Source organism: Caballeronia sp. ATUFL_F1_KS4A (assembly GCF_023630905.1).
GTDB classification, from domain to species: Bacteria; Pseudomonadota; Gammaproteobacteria; order Burkholderiales; family Burkholderiaceae; genus Caballeronia; species Caballeronia zhejiangensis.
The window spans coordinates 218,182-234,345 of the sequence record NZ_JALQEB010000037.1; the positions used below are offsets into that span (position 1 = coordinate 218,182).

Sequence of the window (16,164 nt, forward strand, 5' to 3'; positions counted from 1 at the left end):
AACGTCCGACGTCATTCGATAACGAGTTTCGTCAGACACATTCCTTTCGCCCCGACGACACAGCCCGTCACGACATCGAAACGCAGGCCGTGCGCGGGGCATTGAAGGATATGTCCGTCGAGCCGGCCGTTCGCGAGCGAAGCGCCGTTGTGCGGACATGAATTGTCGATCGCGTGAACGACGCCTTCGATATTGAAGAGCACGACGCTGCGTCCATCGACGAACGTGAGCGTGCGCGCGCCGGTCTGCGGCACGTTCTCCGGCGCGATCGATAGTTTGTGTGTCATCGCGGATTCAATGCCACGGACTCAGGTCATCGCACGGCGTGTGCGCGTCCATCCAGTCGTAGGGGCCGTATGACGCTCCCCACGCCCATGTCCGCGTGGACGTCGAGGTCGACGGGACCTCCGGTTTCGATTGTTCGACGGTGTCGGCGGTTTCGGTCGACGAAGCCGTGTGCTGGCGATCGGTCATTGCGGTTTCTCCTTGAAGTGGCGTGAATTTATCGGCTGATTTCGGTTGCTTGCTGCTCTGATGCACGTCCGCGCAGCGCGTCGATCTTGTCGAGATCGCGTGCATATCTCGCTCTGCCGAGCGCGAATGCGACCATTGCCGCCACGCCGACGAGCGGAATCACCTGTAACGCGCCCAACAGACCGATGCGGTCGGCGATCGCGCCCGTCACGAGCGGGCCGGGCGCGAGGCCGAGCAGGTTGTTGGCGAGCGTGAGCGTCGCGAATGCGGAGGCGTGGATCGTCGATGGCGTGAGGTTGGCCACCATCGCGCCCGCCGGCCCCGACGTACCCGCGACGACCAGAATGCCCGCGCCGAGCAGCACGAGCTGCAATGCGCCTGGCGCAACGCGGAAGCCGATGGACAGCAGCACGATCGAGATCAGGCAATAGGCCAGCGCCGTGATCCACTTGCGCGACGGCGCGTTGCGGCAAATCTTGTCCGTGACGACACCGCACGCGACCATGCCGATGCCGCCGAGCAGCACGAAGACGGCGGCGCCTGCCGCGGCCTTGTCGGCGGGCATCGCGTAGTAGCGGTTGAGGAAGCTCGGCATCCACGCGATCACCGCGCCCATGATGAAAAGCTGCAAGCCGCTGCCGACGTACGCGCAGACGACGGAAACCGTCGAGAAGAGTCCGGCCAGCAGCGCGCGCAGACTCGTGCGGATGCCGTCCGCCTGTCGCGTGGCGGGTTGCGCGTCGCCATATCGCGCGGCGATGCGCTTGTCGGAAACCGTCAGACGATAGACGATCACAAGCACGATGCCGAAGATCGCCATCGCCGCGAACGAGGCACGCCATCCGAAGTGCATGGCGACGAAGCCGCCGAGCGCCATGCCGAGCACCGAGCCGAACGCACCGCCGGCCATGAACGCGCCGGTGAGCGTGGAGCGCAAGTGCGCGGGGAAAATGCTGAGAATCAGCGCGATGCCGACGCTGCCGTAAGCCGCCTCGCCGAGACCGACGCAGGCGCGCGCCACGAGCATTTCGCCGTAGTTGGTCGCGATCGCACAGCCGAGCGTCGCGAGACTCCAGAGCGTCGCCATCAGAACGAGGCTGCGCACGCGGCCCCAGCGGTCGGCGAGCACGGAAAGCGGAAAGGTGAGTAGGCCGACCATCAGCGCGACGACGCCGCTCAACGAGCCCAACTGCGTGTCGGAAAGGCCCCATGCCTGCTTGAGCAGCGGAAACACCGCGTTCAGCACTTGCCGGGACATGTAGTCCGATAAAAGCAGACCGAAGGTCAGCGCGAAAACGATCCACGCGTATTTGCGTGATTTGGCCGTGGCGGTGTTGTCGTCACACTTCGCCGGCTCGATGCAATGAATATCCAAGATTGTCTCCTCCGATGTCCGGCTTCCGGCAGGACGCGTGAGCATCCCGCCATCGCCGTGGAGTGTTGATGTCAGGCCGCGCGCAGCGGCAGATTGACCTGGCCGGCCTTGCGGTTCGGCGCCATACCGTTGGCGGCGAGCGTTTCGTCGATGGTTTCGTATTGCACGCCGATGCGATAGATCTCGCGCGCTTCCTTGCCGCTCGCGATCTCGCGTCCCAGTTCGCGCGCCACGCGCACGCACTGCTCGATCTGCTGCACCGACGTGAAACGGTTGCCGTGCTGATCGATGATCGTATCCTCGATGCCGCAGCGCGGATGCAGGCCCATCGACATCGCCATCATGTTGAACGGCAGCACGTTCTTCAGCAGCGACTCCGCCGTGAGCGTGCAGCCGTCCGGCGCGCGATGCACGAAGTTGAAGAAGTTGAACGGATTCGGACCGTCGAAGCCGCCGCCGATGCCGATCCACGTCAGATTCAGCGGCCCCTTGTACACGCCCTTGCGCACGAGGCGTTCGAGCGTCTCCAGCGCGTGGATGCCGGTCAACTGGAAATGCGGCTGGATGCCGGACGCCTGCAGACGGCGCAGATGCTCCTCGACCCATGCGGGGCCGGCGGGAACCGTCATTTCCGCGTAGGCGGCCATGAACGCCGGGTTGGAGAGCGAAGTGCCCGCCAGATACTCCGGATACAGCAGCTCCATGATGTTCATCTGCGTCGTGTTGATCGCGACGGTCACCTGATCGGGCTTCGGATCGAGTTCGGCGAGCATGTGACGCGTATCGTCGGAGAGCCACTTGGCCGCCTGACCGTCGTCTTCCGGCGCGAACGAGATCGAACCGCCGACCTGGATGATCATGTCCGGCACCGCCGCGCGCACGCCGGCGATCAGCTCGTTGAACTTCGAGAGGCGCTTGCTGCCCTTGCCGTCGAGTTCCCGCACATGCAGATGGAGAACCGTCGCGCCCGCGTTGTAGCAGTCGACGGCTTTCTGCACCTGCTCTTCCATCGTCACGGGGATATCTTCAGGGAAATCTTCCGGCATCCACTCGGGACCGTAAGGCGCAACGGTGATTACGACCTTGTCCTGGTTTTCGGGGTGCAGGGAATCGTCGAGGAATTGCATGTTCGCTCCTGTGAATTGGATTCGTTGACCTGAACCCATCGTAGTGGAGAGATGTCTCGTGCAACCCTCTCGCGTCGGGAGGGGAGGGCGCGATATTGAGGGCGCGATCTGCAGCCGTTGCCCCTCCCGCCGCGAGAGGGGTTTTGACCGCGCGCTTTCCGTATTCTTGCAACATGACTTCACGCGCCGTGAAGCGGCCGATTACGCGGCTGCCTTTTCGATCACGACGTCCGGAAGCAACAAGATACGGAGACCTTATGAAACTCGGAAGAATTCCATGCTTCGCCGCGTTGCTCGCGTGCTCAGGCGCTGCGGCGGCACAAGGTTCGGTGACGCTTTACGGCGTCGTCGATGCAGGCTTGCTTTATCAGAGCACGTCGGCCGCGTCGTTCGCGCCGAACGCGCCCAATCTGGGCAAGGTGTATCGCTACAAGGACGGCGGCATCTACGCCAGCTACTGGGGCCTTAAAGGCTACGAAGATCTCGGCGGCGGATATCGCGTCAACTTCAGGCTGCAGGGCACCTTCGATTCGGGCAGCGGCCGCTTCGGTCTGTCCGATACACCCGGCGTGCCCGCGCAGTTCAACCAGTTCGCGACGCTCGGCATTTCCGGCCCGTTCGGCACGTTCAACGCGGGCCGCCAGATCGTGCCGATGGTCTACGCAATGTTCGATACCGACGTGCGCGGCGCGCAGTACTTCGGCAGCATTCTCACCGCGTGGCTCGGCATGAATCAGGCCGCCGGCTGGCCGGGCACCAGCACGAACGGTCCGATCGGCGCGCTGTACGACAGCAACGCGCTCGTCTACGAATCGCCGAAATTCTATGGCGCGTCGCTCGCGCTCGAATACGCGCCGGGCGGCGTACCGGGCGAATTCCAGGGCGGCACGCGCGAGTCCGCCGTGGTCAAGTATTCGAACTTCGGCCTGAACCTCGCGGCGGTCTACTACAACGGACACGATGCGAACCCGCTGCCCGGCGTCGCGGCGACCGGCCTCAACAACAACCGGCTCGTCTACTTCGGCGCGATGTACACGTTCAGCGACATTTCGGTGTCCGGCTCGTACAGCCACGGCAAGAATCCGGCGAACGCGGGCCGCGCGGACTACGACCTCTATTCGGCGGGCCTCGGCTATCGCTTCTCGCCGGTGTTGAAGATGACTTCGGGCTTCTATTACCTGAAGGACAACAACAACTCGACGAATCATTCGAGCGAATTCGCGCTCGGCGCGGAGTACAGCCTGTCGAAGCGCACGCTCGCTTATGCGCAAGTCGGCTATGTCGACAATCACGGCACGATGAACCAGACGATCGTCTACGGGCAACCCGTGGCTCCGGGCGAGTCGACCACCGCGGCGATGATCGGCCTGCGGCACAACTTCTAAGACGATAAACGGAGCAACCATGAAGAAAATCATGTCACGCAATGCGGTGGGCGGCGCAGCGATCGTGATGGCGTCGATGAGCGCCGGCCTCGAATCGAGCCAGTCGATCGCGGCGGCGAACGCGCCTTCGATGGCCTCGGCCGCGAGCGCACCTGTCGCGACGCGCAAGGAGAATCGCGCGCTGCGCAAGCTCGTGTACGCGGCGTTCGCGAAGGACAAGAGCATCGATGCGGGCGATATCGGCGTGAGCGCGAAAGACGGCGCGGTGACGCTGACGGGCACCGCGGCCGACGCGGCGCAGATCGAGAAGGCTGCAACGCTGGCAAAAGGCGTCCCGGGCGTGACGTCTGTCACGAACAAGCTGACCGTCCGGCGCAATTTCGCGCAATAACGGAGATTGCATGAGAACGATGGAATACAGCATGGCGACGATCGACGAATTCGTCGGCCAGGAATTGGGCGTGTCGGACTGGGTCATCGTCGATCAGGCGCGCATCGAGGCATTCGCGCAATGCACGGGCGACATGCAGTGGATTCACGTCAACGAGGAACGCGCGAAACGCGAGAGCCCGTTCGGCGGAACGATCGCGCACGGCTATCTGACGCTGTCGCTCCTGGCGACGCTCGCGATCGAAGTCGGCCTCATTCCGCCCGATGCATCCGCCGCGCTGAATTACGGACTCGACAAGGTGCGCTTCATGACGCCGGTGCGATCGGGCAAGCGCGTGCGATGCCGCGTCGTGCTCAGTGCGGTGGAGCGCAAGGACGGCGGACGCATCCTCGTGAAGACGGACAGTGAATTGCAGATCGAAGGCGAGACGAAGCCGGCGCTGATCGCACAAACGCTCGCAATGCTCGTCGCGTAACGGCGGCGCGTGGAAGGAATTTCAAATGATCAACGAGAACGAAGGCCTCACGGCCAGCGCCGCCGACGGCATGCTCGGACCCAACCCGTTCGTCGGATTGCGCGCGGTCGACATGTTTGCGGCTGCGGGACAGATCGGCGCTCAGGCGATGCTGCATCCCGCGTTGCTGATGGGACAGACCGCGGCGCTCGTGCGCGATCTGAGCTCGGCGGTCAACGGCGCTCACGCGCCTTCGCCGCAGCAAGGCGACAAGCGATTCGCCGATCCGGCATGGCGCGAACAGCCGCTGTATCGCACGACGCTGACGGGGTATCTGGCATGGCGCGATGCGCTCGCCGGATTCATCGATCGGTCCGCGCTCGACGATGCCAGCAAGGAGCGCGCGCAGTTCGTGATGTCGCTCCTGACCGATGCGCTCGCGCCGACCAACACGCTCGCGGGCAATCCGGCGGCGCTGCGCAAGCTCGTCGACACGCGCGGTGCGAGCGTCGTCGCCGGCATGCGCAACATGCTCACCGATACGCTCAACAACAAGGGCATGCCTTCGCAGGTCGACAAGCGCGCGTTTCGCGTCGGCGGGAATCTCGCGACGACGCCGGGCGCGGTCGTCTTCCGCAACGAAGTGCTCGAACTCATCCACTATGCGCCGGCGACGCCGAACGTCCGCGCGCGTCCGCAGCTCATCGTGCCGCCGCAGATCAACAAGTTCTATATCTTCGATCTGTCGGCGGGGAAGAGCATCGTCGAATATCTGGTGCAGAGCGAGTTCCAGGTGTTCGCCGTGAGCTGGCGCAATCCGACCGAGGCGCAGCGCGACTGGGACATGGACACGTATGTCGCCGCGCTCATCGAAGCGATCGACGCGGTGCGCGACATCACCGGTCACGCGGATGTGAACCTGCACGGCGCGTGCTCCGGCGCGATGACGATCTCCGCGCTGCTCGGCCATCTGGCGGCGCGCGGCGACAAGACGGTCCACGCGGCCACGCTGATGGTCGCCGTGCTCGACAGCAGCGCCGATTCGCAACTCGGTCTCTTTACGACGCCCGAAGCCATCGAAGTCGCCAAGCGCAACAGCCGCGCGAAGGGCGTGCTGCCCGGCGAGGAAATGGGCCGCGTGTTCGCATGGATGCGGCCGAACGATCTCGTCTGGAGCTTCTGGGTCAACAACTATCTGATGGGCGAGGCGCCGCCGGCCTTCGACATCCTCTACTGGAACAACGACACGACGCGCCTGCCCGCGAAGCTGCACGGCCAGTTGCTCGACATCTTCACGCGCAGCCTGCTCAGCGAGCCGGGCAAGCTGACGGTGCTCGGCACGCCGGTCGATCTGTCGAAGGTCGAGTGCGACACGTATGTGATGGCCGGCATGACCGATCACATCACGCCGTGGAAGGGCGTCTACAACACGGCGCGCGCGTTCGGCGGCAAGACGCGCTATGTGCTGAGTTCGAGCGGGCATATCCAAAGCCTCATCAATCCGCCGGGCAATCCGAAGGCGAAGTTCTTCCGTAACGACGCATTGCCCGAAGACGCCGATGCATGGTTCGCCGGCGCGCGCCCCGAAGCGGATTCGTGGTGGAGCGACTGGCGCGACTGGCTTGCGCAACGCTCGGGCGAACTGCGTCCCGCGCCGCGAGCCCTCGGCAACCGGCGTCACAAGCGACTGGCCGACGCGCCCGGAACGTATGTCAGCGAGGCCTGAAGCGAAGCGTCCAAACGGAAAACAAAGATGAAAAACGTGCGCGCACCGGAAATACAGACTGTTTCGCTGGATGGCCAAACGCTTCGCGTGGGCATCTGGCGTGGCAACGAGACTTCGCCGCCGCTCGTCGTGTTCAACGGCATCGGCGCGAATCTCGAACTGATTCAGCCATTCGCCGATGCGCTCGGCGATGTCGAAGTCGTCGTCTTCGATGTTCCCGGCGTCGGCGGATCGCCCGCGCCGCTCGTGCCGTATCGCTTCGCGACGCTCGCGGTGATGACCGACAAGCTGCTCGGGAAGCTCGGCTACGAAGGGCCGGTCGACATTCTCGGCGTGTCGTGGGGCGGCGCGCTGGCGCAACAGTTCGCGTATATGTATCCGTATCGCTGCCGCAGGCTGGTGTTGGCCGCGACATCGCCGGGCGTCATCATGGTGCCGGGGCGGCTATCGGTGCTGTCGAAGCTCGTCGGCGCGCGGCGTTACCGCGATCCGGACTATCTGCGGGAAGTGGGCGCGGAGATTTACGGCGGCGCTTACCGGCGCGATCCCGCGCTGCTGGCGGAACATGGCCGTCACATTCGCGCGCCGGGCGGACGCGGATACATGTATCAACTGCTCGCGACGTGCGGATGGAGCAGCCTGCTCTGGCTCGGCTCCCTGCGCCAGCCGACGCTCGTCATGCACGGCGACGACGATCCCATCGTTCCGCTCGTCAACGCGCAAATCCTTGCACGCCGCATCCGGCGCGCGACGCTGCATGTCATCGAGGACGGGCATCTGTTTCTCATCACGCGAACATGCGAAGTCGGGCCGCTGGTGCGCAGTTTCCTGGCGAGCGAATAGCGAAAGAAACGCGTATCGTGTCGGATACCTCGGACTCGCATCGTGCTTCATGAACCTCATTCGCCTCGACATGCGGCGCGCGATTGTCATCGCCGCCGCCAGCTTCATGCTCGCGCTGACAGGATGCGCGTCTTCTTCACGCGATGCGCAATCGTCGCTCGATGCCGCCATTAACGGATCGCAACGCAGCGACAAGGCGAGGGCGCGCGACGTCTATCGTCATCCGAGAGAAACGCTGCAGTTCTTCGAGCTGACTCCGACCCAGGCGGTGCTCGAAATCGCGCCGGGCGGCGGGTGGTACACGGACATACTCGCGCCCTATCTGCACGATTCGGGTCAGCTTTACGAGGCGCAATATCTGAGCATATCCGCCGACCTCGCCGCCGAGGACAGCGAAACCGACGCCGCTTATCGGCGCAAGCTCGCGGCTGCGCCCGCGGTGTATGGAAACGTCGTCGTCGGCACGTTGCACGCGGGGCGCTTCATCGGCTTTAACGCGCATGAGCGGTTCGACCGCGTGTTCACGTTCAGGAACATCCATAACTGGATCAAGGACGGCCAGATCGATGCAAACCTGCGCGCGTTCAATGACGCGCTCAAGCATGGCGGCGTGCTCGGCGTGGAGGAGCATCGCGCGCGGCCGGGAACGACCGTGCAGCAAATGATCGATTCCGGCTACGTGACCGAAGCATTCGTGATCGAGCACGCGCAAGCAGCGGGTTTCGTGCTGGTTGCGCGCAGCGAGATCAACGCGAATGCAAAGGATACGAAGGACTATCCGAACGGCGTGTGGTCCTTGCCGCCCACTTACCGGGGCGGCGATGTCGACCGGTCGCGTTACGCCGCCATCGGCGAGTCGGATCGCATGACGCTCAGGTTCGTCAAGCCTTAGTGACGTCTCAGACCTGAGCGATGCCGCCGTCGACGAAGAATTCCGCGCCCGCGACGAAGCTCGATTCATCGGATCCGAGGAACAGCACGACCTTCGCGACTTCGTCCGGATCGCCGACGCGTCCGAGCGGCACGTTCGACGCCATGTAGTCGAGCAGGCCTTGCTGCTGCGCCGGATCGGGGCCGGCCAGCTCGACGAGACCAGGCGTTTTCACCGGCCCCGGGCTGACGACGTTCACGCGAATTCCGCGATCCTTCAGGTCCAGCGTCCAGCTACGCGCGAGGTTGCGCACGGCCGCCTTCGACGCGCTATAGACGCTGAACGCGGCGGTGCCCACGCTGCCCGCCGTCGACCCGGTCAGGATCACCGACGCGCCGTCGCGCAGCAGCGGAAGCGCCTTCTGAACGGTGAAGATCGTGCCCTTCACGTTGCGCCCGAACGTGTCTTCGTAGTGCTCTTCGGTGATCGCGCCGAGCGGCAGCATCGAGCCGCCGCCGGCGTTGGCGAACAGCACGTCGATGTGCGAATGCTTCTGCTGAACGGCATCGTAGACGCGGTCGATATCCGCGAGGTTCGACATGTCCGCGCGGATGCCGACGACGCGGCCCTTCATCGACTCGACAGCCGCGTCGAGCTCCTTCTGACGACGGCCGGTGATGAACACCGACGCGCCTTCCGCCGCGAAACGCGCCGCCGTTGCATAGCCGATTCCGCTGGTGCCGCCCGTCACGACCACGACCTTGTTTTCGAATTTGCCAGTCATTTGAGTTCTCCGTTGGTTTCGCGTCGCACGTTGCGTCGCGTTGAAGACATCATGCCGATGAGACAATCGGCGCGGTAGACTGCGAAACTGGGTTTGATAGTTCCAAAAATGGGTCAATCGAGGCAATCGGCATGGCGGACATCAACGATTACGTTCTATTTGCGGAAGTCGTCGGGCATGGAGGCTTCGCGGCGGCGAGCCGCGTCCTGCGCACGCCTAAATCGACGATCAGCCGACGCATCGCCGGGCTCGAAGCGCGGCTCGGCGTGCGCCTGATCGAACGTTCGACGCGCCGCTTTCGCGTGACCGACGTCGGACAGGCGTTCTACGAGCGTTGCCGGACGATCGTGCTCGACGTGCAGCAAGCCGATTCGGTCGTCTCCGAAGCGCTCAGCGAACCGCGCGGCGTGATCCGCTGCAGTTGTCCGCTCGGTCTCATGCCGACTTTGTCGAAGGCATACAACACGTTTCTGACGCGCTTTCCGAAGGCGCGCTTGCAGGTGATCGCCGTGGATCGTCCCGTCGATCTGATCGAGGAACGCATCGACATTGCCATTCGCGTGCGCGTCAGGCTGGACACGGACGCGTCGTTGATCGTGCGGACGCTGGGGCATTCGAGCCGCATTCTGGTGGCCGCGCCCGTCGTCGCGTCGCTTTGCACGAGCGGCGACATTGCGGTGTTATCGACATTGCCGACGCTCGCGACCACCGATCAGATGGGCGAGATCGAATGGCAATTCACCGGACCGGATGGCGCGTCGCATACGATCCGCAGCGAGCCGCGCATGACGTGCGTGGACTATGTCTCACTGCGCGATGCGACGATGGCTGGGCTCGGCGTCGCCTTGCTGCCGGATCACGTTTGTCGCGAGCAGGTCGCGAGCGGCGAGCTCGTGCATGTATTTCCGTCGTGGAAAACCGAAACCGGGATCGTCCACCTCGTCTTCACGACCCGTCGCGGGCTGCCGCCTGTCGTCCGCGCGTTCATCGATCATGTGGCGTCCATCTTTCAGCTTTGAATCTCGCTCACGGAATGCGATAGCTGCCGGTCTTCTTGCCGACGTAGTTATATGTCCCTTTGTCCGAGGGCAGGGCGACGACTTGCTGCCAGTCGAACTGACCTTCGATGCCCTTGTATTTTCCCGTGCCCGAGCCGATCGTTCCCTTGCCCTTGGGCGTGCCGCCCTGATACGTGTAGGACTCGATGAACTTGTCGCCGTCCTTGTCCGAATAGACGCAATATCCGGTCGCCGTGCCCGCGCTGAAGCCGGCTTCGACGCAGCGCGCGGTGACGTTCTGCATCAGCGGCGATTTGTTGTTCGTCATCAGGAGCGTGGATTCGAAGAGATACACGGCGTCATCGCCGCTCACGCTGATATTGCGCACATCCGCGCCGGATGCGGTGTACGTGGCTTCGATATTGCCTTGCTTCGGAAGCGTCTGCGCCCAAGCGGCGGATGCGCCTGCCATCAGGCTCAGAACCGGCAACGCAAGGAGTTTCGTTGAACAGGGGAAACGGGTCATGATCAACCTCCAAAATTTTCTTCAGAACATATGGTTCGAGTTCCTAACTAATTCGAGCGAGCTTCGTCGCGGACGGATGCCTTTCGGACGGCGCTTGCACATCCCGTTATAGAAGTTTCAATCTGAAAGGTCCAGCGATTCGTCCGCACCGGTCCGGACGTTCGCGATGAAGCACGAACGTACGCGTTCCGCGCTACGCCGCCCGGCGGCTATGACAAAATCGGCCTCATGAGGCCTCCTTCCCCAACCGTTCCCATCTCGGTCGTCAACGGCTTCCTTTCGGGCGCCGACCGCGCCGCGGTCATCCGGCTCGCGGAGCATTCCGGCATTCCGCACGAGCTGCTCGGCATGCCAGCCGCGCGCGTCACACAGGAGCAGTTTTCGACGCTTTATCGCCTGCTTGCGATGGAACTCGACGACGAGATGCCGGGAATCTTCGCGCGTCCGCTGCGCAACGGCACGCTCAAATTCCTGTGTTTGAGCCTGCTCGACGCGCCGCGTCTGGAGGTCGCGCTGCATCGCTTCGGGCAGTTCTTCCATCTGGTGCTCGATGAATTCCAGCTCGTGTCGCGCCGCGAGGGACCGTATGCGACCGTCGAATTCGTCGCGAATCCCGCTGGACCGCCCGCGAGCGCGCTCGCGCGGGAACTCGTGCTGAAGCTCGTGCACGGCGTCGCGTCGTGGCTGATCCGCGCGAAGATTCCACTCATCGAAGCGGCGTTCGAATTCATGCGGCCCGCGCAGTCCGGCGATCTGCTGTACCTGTTTCCGGGGCCGGTGCGTTTCGGCCGCGACCGCACGCTCATCGCGTTCGATGCGCGCTATCTCGGCCGCCCGATCCGTCAGCGCAAGTCCGATCTCGACGCGTTTCTTCAGCGCGCGCCGGAGGACTGGATTTTCGTGTCGTTCACGGAAGAGATGGTGTGTCATCGCGTGCGGCAGTGCATCGCGACGGGCCTGCCGTCGACGCCGACCGTCGATGCCGTCGCGCAGCAGTTGCACTATTCGATGCGCACGCTCTGCCGACGTCTCGAAGCCGAGGGCACGACCTTTCAGGCGATCAAGGACGAAGTGCGCCGCGACATCGCGATCCAGCGTCTCACCCGTTCGAACGATGCCATCGCGGCCATTGCATACGACGTCGGCTTCGATAATCCGACCGCGTTTCATCGCGCGTTCCGTCACTGGACCGGCAGCACGCCCGCGGCGTACCGGCAAAGAAAAGGCGAGTGACGCGCCCAAAAGCGGCCGGCGCGTTTGGCAGATTTTGTCAGTGAAAGGGCAGATTCCGGTAGCTAAGGATTCCGGCGGCGTTGATACCATGCATCGCAACACATCAACGTTTGTTTGCCACAGCGCGCGTTTCGTCGAAAGGCTGTGGGCCCAGGAGTCATCGATGAATTACACGCCGCCCGTCAAGGAAATGATGTTTGTCATGGAAAAGTTGGCAGATATTGCAAGCATCAGCCAGCTTCCCGGACTTGCCGATTCGAACGCGGACACAGCGCTTGCCATTCTCGAGGAAGGCGCGAAACTCGCCGCCGAAGTCATCGCGCCGCTGAATGCGCGCGGCGACCAGCAGCCGAGCGAGTGGCGCGACGGCGAAGTGACGGCGACGCCCGGTTTCGCCGATGCCTTCCGTCAATACACGGAAGGCGGCTGGCAAGGCATCAGCCATCCGGCCGAATTCGGCGGACAAGGGCTCGCGAAACTGATCGCGTCGCCGTGCATCGAAATGCTGAACGCGTCGAACCTTTCCTTCGCGCTGTGCCCGCTGCTCACCGATGGCGCCATCGAAGCGTTGCTGCTCGCGGGCTCGGACGAACTGAAGGCGCGCTATCTGCCGAAGCTGATCGAAGGCGTCTGGACCGGCACGATGAATCTGACCGAGCCGCAAGCCGGCTCCGATCTCGCGCTCGTGCGTTCGCGCGCCGAACGGCAGGGCGACGGCACCTACAAGGTGTTCGGCACCAAGATTTTCATCACCTGGGGCGAGCACGACATGGCCGAGAACATCGTCCATCTCGTGCTGGCGCGCACGCCGGACGCGCCCGAAGGCGTGAAAGGCATCTCGCTGTTCGTCGTGCCGAAGTTCCTCGTCAACGACGACGGCAGCCTCGGCGCGCGCAACGACGTGCATTGCGTGTCGATCGAGCACAAGCTCGGCATCAAGGCGAGCCCGACCGCCGTGCTCCAGTACGGCGATAACGGCGGCGCGACCGGCTATCTCGTCGGCGAAGAGAATCGCGGCCTCGAATACATGTTCGTGATGATGAACGCGGCGCGCTTCGGCGTCGGCTTGCAGGGCATCGCGCTGTCCGACGCCGCTTATCAGAAGGCCGCCGACTATGCGAAGGAACGCGTGCAGAGCCGTCCCGTCGATGGTTCGAGCGCGGGTTCCGTCGCGATCATCCGTCATCCCGACGTGCGGCGCATGCTCGGCACGATGCGCGCGATGACCGAAGGCGCGCGTGCGCTCGCCTACGTCGCGGCCGCGCACGCGGATATCGCCCATCATCACGACGACGCCGACACGCGCGCCCGCCATCTCGCGCTCAACGAATTCCTCGTGCCGGTCGTGAAAGGCTGGAGCACCGAAATGGCGAACGACGTGACGAGCCTCGGCGTTCAGGTTCACGGCGGCATGGGTTTCATCGAGGAGACCGGCGCGGCGCAGCTCTATCGCGACGCGCGCATCCTCGCGATCTACGAAGGCACGACGGCGATCCAGGCGAACGATCTCGTCGGCCGCAAGACGCTGCGCGATCGCGGCGCGACGGCGCAGGTGCTGCTCGCGCAGATCGACGAGACGCTCGACGCTCTGAAATCCGTCGATGCCGGCGATGCCGCGCGCGTTTTCGAATCGATGCATCGCCGTCTCGCCGATGGCCGCGACGCGCTCGCGAACGTCGTCGCCTACGTGCTCGAATCCGCGAAGCGCGATCCGAACGCGGTGTTCGCGGGCAGCGTGCTGTATCTGAAGCTCGCGGGCATCGTGTTGTCGGGCTGGCAGATGGCGCGCGCGCTGCTCGTCGCGCAAGCCAGACGGGCCGACGATCCGGCGTTCCACGGCGCGAAGATCGCGACCGCGCACTGCTTCTCCGAATACGTGCTGACGCAGGCGCGCGCGCTGGAAACCGCGATCGTCTCGGCGCACGGCGACGATCCGCTGTTCACATTGAGCGAGGCGCAATTCTGACGCCTGCGCGCGAAATCAACAGGAGCGATGCAATGCGTGAAGTAGTGGTGGCAAGCGGCGTGCGAACTGCGATCGGCGACTTCGGCGGCAGCCTGAAGGATTTCTCTCCGACGCAACTCGGCGCGATGATCGTGCGCGAAACGCTTCAGCGCGCGAACGTCGCGGGCGACGACGTCGGTCACGTCGTCTTCGGCAATGTCGTGCATACGGAACCGAAGGACATGTATCTCGCGCGGGTCGCGGCGATCGACGGCGGCGTCGCGCAGCACGTTCCGGCGCTGACGGTGAACCGGCTGTGCGGATCGGGCTTGCAGGCCATCGTATCGGCTGCGCAGACGATTATGCTCGGCGACGCGGACATCGCGATCGGCGGCGGCGCGGAATCCATGAGCCGCGCGCTGTACGCGTTGCCGGGCGCGCGCTTCGGGCAGCGCATGGGCGACGGCAAGCTCGTCGACATGATGCTCGGCGCGCTGCACGATCCCTTTCAGACAATCCACATGGGCGTGACGGCGGAAAACGTGGCGCGCAAATACGGCATTTCCCGCGAGGCGCAGGACGCGCTCGCGCTCGAATCGCATCGCCGTGCGGCGCGTGCGATCGCGGAAGGCCGCTTCGGCGAGCAGATTCTGCCGATCACCGTGCGCGCGAAAAAAGGCGATGCCGTCTTCGACACCGACGAGCACGTCCGCCACGACGCGCGCCCGAGCGACTTCGAAAGCCTGAAGGCCGTGTTCGTCAAGGAGAACGGCACGGTGACGGCCGGCAACGCATCGGGCATCAACGACGCGGCGGCGGCCGTGCTGCTGATGGAGCGTGGCGAAGCCGAGCGGCGCGGCGCGAAACCGCTCGCGCGGCTCGTGTCCTACGCGCACGCGGGCGTCGATCCGGCGTATATGGGCATCGGTCCCGTGCCTGCGACGCGCAAGGCGCTGGAACGGGCGGGTCTGTCCGTCGATCAGCTCGATGTCGTCGAGGCCAACGAAGCGTTCGCCGCGCAGGCGTGCGCGGTGACGAACGAGCTCGGACTCGATCCGCGCAAGGTGAATCCGAACGGTTCGGGCATTTCGCTCGGGCATCCGGTCGGCGCGACGGGCGCGCTCATCACGGTGAAGGCGCTTTATGAACTGAAGCGCATCGGCGGGCGTTACGCGCTCGTCACGATGTGCATCGGCGGCGGTCAGGGCATCGCGGCGATCTTCGAAAATCTTCAGTGAATCAGCCGAACGCGGGGACGACCTGCAGGAGCGGCTCGGGCTTCACCGCGATCTCGCCGGAGAATGGGCGGTCGTGCGAGAGAATCAGCAGCATGGTCGTCGCGAGACTCGCGCAGAAGAGCCCGATCGCGACGGCCGATGTCAGCCGGTTTTCGCCATGAACGAGCGCGATCGCGAAGACGAGACACACGGCGAGAAAGCCGAGGCACAGCCATTTGATGCCGCTGACTTCGGACCGGCTCACCAGAATGCGCTCGCGGCGCGCTTCGAGCGCCCGTTCCAGCGATACCGCTACCTGCCGCTGCGCGGTCTGCTGTCCGGGGGTTATCGCGGGCAGGGCGAGCGCGAACTGAAGCGCCTTGTTCAGCGTCGGCGGACTGATTTTCAGCGTGACCGCGCCTTGCGCCATCATCGGCCATTCCGTATTGACGGTGTATTCGATGTATTCGCGGATCAGCTTGCGCAACTGGATCTGCGCGTCTGGCGGAAAAGCGGCGGATAGCACGACGACGGATCGCAGCGCGCCGGCTTCGGCATCGACGGCGCCGTTGGCGCGCGCGGTGTCGTTCCAGACCTGCGCGGCGGTGAACGCGATGAGCAAGCCGAAGATGACGCCGATCGGCGAAAGCAGGCCCGGCGAAAGCGTCGTGAAGGCGCGCCGATGCGCGCTGGCCGCGAGCCGGCCCGTTACGAAGTGGATCGCCGCCCCCGCGACGCCCGTCGCGCCGAATACCACGAGCGTCATCTGCCAAAGCGGAAGGTTGTGCAACCAGGTGCTCGTCATCGGATGCGCT

General features: G+C 64.2%; 17 protein-coding genes. 10 read left to right on the forward strand and 7 right to left on the reverse strand.

Annotated elements, in window-relative coordinates; all coding sequences use genetic code 11:
• Window positions 1–11 precede the first annotated feature (11 nt).
• The 4 genes from NCS03_RS24615 to NCS03_RS24630 all read right to left on the reverse strand — a co-directional run bounded on the left by NCS03_RS24615 (window position 12) and on the right by NCS03_RS24630 (window position 2,976).
• Window positions 12–287: a Rieske (2Fe-2S) protein gene (locus tag NCS03_RS24615; protein ID WP_008347518.1), complete on the reverse strand. Its 276-nt coding sequence runs from the start codon at window positions 285–287 to the stop codon at window positions 12–14.
• A gap of 7 nt (window positions 288–294) precedes the next feature.
• Window positions 295–474, reverse strand: a complete 180-nt coding sequence (locus NCS03_RS24620; RefSeq protein ID WP_250529994.1) for a hypothetical protein — start codon at window positions 472–474, stop codon at window positions 295–297.
• Between the two features lie 28 nt (window positions 475–502).
• Window positions 503–1,849: an MFS transporter gene (locus tag NCS03_RS24625; RefSeq protein WP_008347520.1), complete on the reverse strand. Its 1,347-nt coding sequence runs from the start codon at window positions 1,847–1,849 to the stop codon at window positions 503–505.
• A gap of 71 nt (window positions 1,850–1,920) precedes the next feature.
• On the reverse strand, window positions 1,921–2,976 hold the full coding sequence (locus NCS03_RS24630) for a beta-keto acid cleavage family enzyme (protein ID WP_008347521.1): 1,056 nt from the start codon (window positions 2,974–2,976) through the stop codon (window positions 1,921–1,923).
• 257 nt (window positions 2,977–3,233) lie between these two features.
• On the opposite strand from NCS03_RS24630, the gene NCS03_RS24635 reads away from it, so the two are divergent.
• From NCS03_RS24635 to NCS03_RS24660, 6 genes are read left to right on the forward strand one after another with little or no spacing between them, the layout of a single operon-like run.
• Complete coding sequence (locus NCS03_RS24635) at window positions 3,234–4,361, forward strand: porin (RefSeq protein ID WP_250437119.1); 1,128 nt, start codon at window positions 3,234–3,236, stop codon at window positions 4,359–4,361.
• Window positions 4,362–4,380: 19 nt separating this feature from the next.
• Entirely contained in the window at window positions 4,381–4,752 is a 372-nt protein-coding gene (locus NCS03_RS24640) for a BON domain-containing protein (protein ID WP_250529995.1), read from the forward strand.
• 10 nt (window positions 4,753–4,762) lie between these two features.
• Complete coding sequence (locus tag NCS03_RS24645; RefSeq protein ID WP_033536411.1) at window positions 4,763–5,227, forward strand: MaoC family dehydratase; 465 nt, start codon at window positions 4,763–4,765, stop codon at window positions 5,225–5,227.
• A gap of 25 nt (window positions 5,228–5,252) precedes the next feature.
• Complete coding sequence (locus NCS03_RS24650; RefSeq protein ID WP_250529996.1) at window positions 5,253–6,932, forward strand: alpha/beta fold hydrolase; 1,680 nt, start codon at window positions 5,253–5,255, stop codon at window positions 6,930–6,932.
• Window positions 6,933–6,959: 27 nt separating this feature from the next.
• Entirely contained in the window at window positions 6,960–7,775 is an 816-nt protein-coding gene (gene phaZ, locus NCS03_RS24655) for a poly(3-hydroxyalkanoate) depolymerase (protein ID WP_008347529.1), read from the forward strand.
• Window positions 7,776–7,824: 49 nt separating this feature from the next.
• The gene (locus tag NCS03_RS24660) at window positions 7,825–8,667 is read left to right on the forward strand and encodes a class I SAM-dependent methyltransferase (RefSeq protein WP_250441296.1); all 843 of its coding nucleotides are present in this window, start codon (window positions 7,825–7,827) and stop codon (window positions 8,665–8,667) included.
• 7 nt (window positions 8,668–8,674) lie between these two features.
• Here the strand turns inward: NCS03_RS24660 and NCS03_RS24665 are convergent, their stop codons facing one another.
• Window positions 8,675–9,430: an SDR family NAD(P)-dependent oxidoreductase gene (locus tag NCS03_RS24665; protein WP_250529997.1), complete on the reverse strand. Its 756-nt coding sequence runs from the start codon at window positions 9,428–9,430 to the stop codon at window positions 8,675–8,677.
• Between the two features lie 131 nt (window positions 9,431–9,561).
• Here NCS03_RS24665 and NCS03_RS24670 point away from each other — a divergent pair, with 131 nt between their 5' ends.
• The gene (locus NCS03_RS24670; RefSeq protein WP_175980514.1) at window positions 9,562–10,449 is read left to right on the forward strand and encodes a LysR substrate-binding domain-containing protein; all 888 of its coding nucleotides are present in this window, start codon (window positions 9,562–9,564) and stop codon (window positions 10,447–10,449) included.
• Window positions 10,450–10,456: 7 nt separating this feature from the next.
• Here the strand turns inward: NCS03_RS24670 and NCS03_RS24675 are convergent, their stop codons facing one another.
• Window positions 10,457–10,954, reverse strand: coding sequence for a hypothetical protein (locus NCS03_RS24675; protein WP_051079011.1), 498 nt, complete (start codon window positions 10,952–10,954; stop codon window positions 10,457–10,459).
• Window positions 10,955–11,182: 228 nt separating this feature from the next.
• On the opposite strand from NCS03_RS24675, the gene NCS03_RS24680 reads away from it, so the two are divergent.
• The 3 genes from NCS03_RS24680 (at window position 11,183) to bktB (ending at window position 15,370) form a co-directional block, all read left to right on the forward strand.
• Window positions 11,183–12,187 (forward strand): AraC family transcriptional regulator, encoded by a 1,005-nt coding sequence (locus NCS03_RS24680; RefSeq protein ID WP_250529998.1) that lies wholly within the window; start codon window positions 11,183–11,185, stop codon window positions 12,185–12,187.
• Between the two features lie 163 nt (window positions 12,188–12,350).
• On the forward strand, window positions 12,351–14,153 hold the full coding sequence (locus NCS03_RS24685; RefSeq protein ID WP_250529999.1) for an acyl-CoA dehydrogenase: 1,803 nt from the start codon (window positions 12,351–12,353) through the stop codon (window positions 14,151–14,153).
• A gap of 32 nt (window positions 14,154–14,185) precedes the next feature.
• Window positions 14,186–15,370 carry a beta-ketothiolase BktB gene (gene bktB / locus NCS03_RS24690; RefSeq protein ID WP_008347546.1) on the forward strand — a complete coding sequence of 395 codons (1,185 nt, stop codon included), beginning with the start codon at window positions 14,186–14,188 and terminating at the stop codon, window positions 15,368–15,370.
• A gap of 1 nt (window position 15,371) precedes the next feature.
• On the opposite strand, the gene NCS03_RS24695 is transcribed toward bktB, so the two are convergent.
• Complete coding sequence (locus NCS03_RS24695) at window positions 15,372–16,154, reverse strand: bestrophin-like domain (RefSeq protein WP_008347548.1); 783 nt, start codon at window positions 16,152–16,154, stop codon at window positions 15,372–15,374.
• Window positions 16,155–16,164 lie beyond the last annotated feature (10 nt).

What these genes read in the sequence shown, in the direction of transcription:
- NCS03_RS24615 (WP_008347518.1), bottom strand. Translation starts at nt 287, where the DNA reads ATGACACACAAACTATCGATCGCGCCGGAGAACGTGCCGCAGACCGGC.
- NCS03_RS24620 (WP_250529994.1), bottom strand. Translation starts at nt 474, where the DNA reads ATGACCGATCGCCAGCACACGGCTTCGTCGACCGAAACCGCCGACACC.
- NCS03_RS24630 (WP_008347521.1), bottom strand. Translation starts at nt 2,976, where the DNA reads ATGCAATTCCTCGACGATTCCCTGCACCCCGAAAACCAGGACAAGGTC.
- NCS03_RS24635 (WP_250437119.1), top strand. Translation starts at nt 3,234, where the DNA reads ATGAAACTCGGAAGAATTCCATGCTTCGCCGCGTTGCTCGCGTGCTCA.
- NCS03_RS24640 (WP_250529995.1), top strand. Translation starts at nt 4,381, where the DNA reads ATGAAGAAAATCATGTCACGCAATGCGGTGGGCGGCGCAGCGATCGTG.
- NCS03_RS24645 (WP_033536411.1), top strand. Translation starts at nt 4,763, where the DNA reads ATGAGAACGATGGAATACAGCATGGCGACGATCGACGAATTCGTCGGC.
- NCS03_RS24650 (WP_250529996.1), top strand. Translation starts at nt 5,253, where the DNA reads ATGATCAACGAGAACGAAGGCCTCACGGCCAGCGCCGCCGACGGCATG.
- phaZ (WP_008347529.1), top strand. Translation starts at nt 6,960, where the DNA reads ATGAAAAACGTGCGCGCACCGGAAATACAGACTGTTTCGCTGGATGGC.
- NCS03_RS24660 (WP_250441296.1), top strand. Translation starts at nt 7,825, where the DNA reads ATGAACCTCATTCGCCTCGACATGCGGCGCGCGATTGTCATCGCCGCC.
- NCS03_RS24665 (WP_250529997.1), bottom strand. Translation starts at nt 9,430, where the DNA reads ATGACTGGCAAATTCGAAAACAAGGTCGTGGTCGTGACGGGCGGCACC.
- NCS03_RS24670 (WP_175980514.1), top strand. Translation starts at nt 9,562, where the DNA reads ATGGCGGACATCAACGATTACGTTCTATTTGCGGAAGTCGTCGGGCAT.
- NCS03_RS24675 (WP_051079011.1), bottom strand. Translation starts at nt 10,954, where the DNA reads ATGACCCGTTTCCCCTGTTCAACGAAACTCCTTGCGTTGCCGGTTCTG.
- NCS03_RS24680 (WP_250529998.1), top strand. Translation starts at nt 11,183, where the DNA reads ATGAGGCCTCCTTCCCCAACCGTTCCCATCTCGGTCGTCAACGGCTTC.
- NCS03_RS24685 (WP_250529999.1), top strand. Translation starts at nt 12,351, where the DNA reads ATGAATTACACGCCGCCCGTCAAGGAAATGATGTTTGTCATGGAAAAG.
- bktB (WP_008347546.1), top strand. Translation starts at nt 14,186, where the DNA reads ATGCGTGAAGTAGTGGTGGCAAGCGGCGTGCGAACTGCGATCGGCGAC.
- NCS03_RS24695 (WP_008347548.1), bottom strand. Translation starts at nt 16,154, where the DNA reads ATGACGAGCACCTGGTTGCACAACCTTCCGCTTTGGCAGATGACGCTC.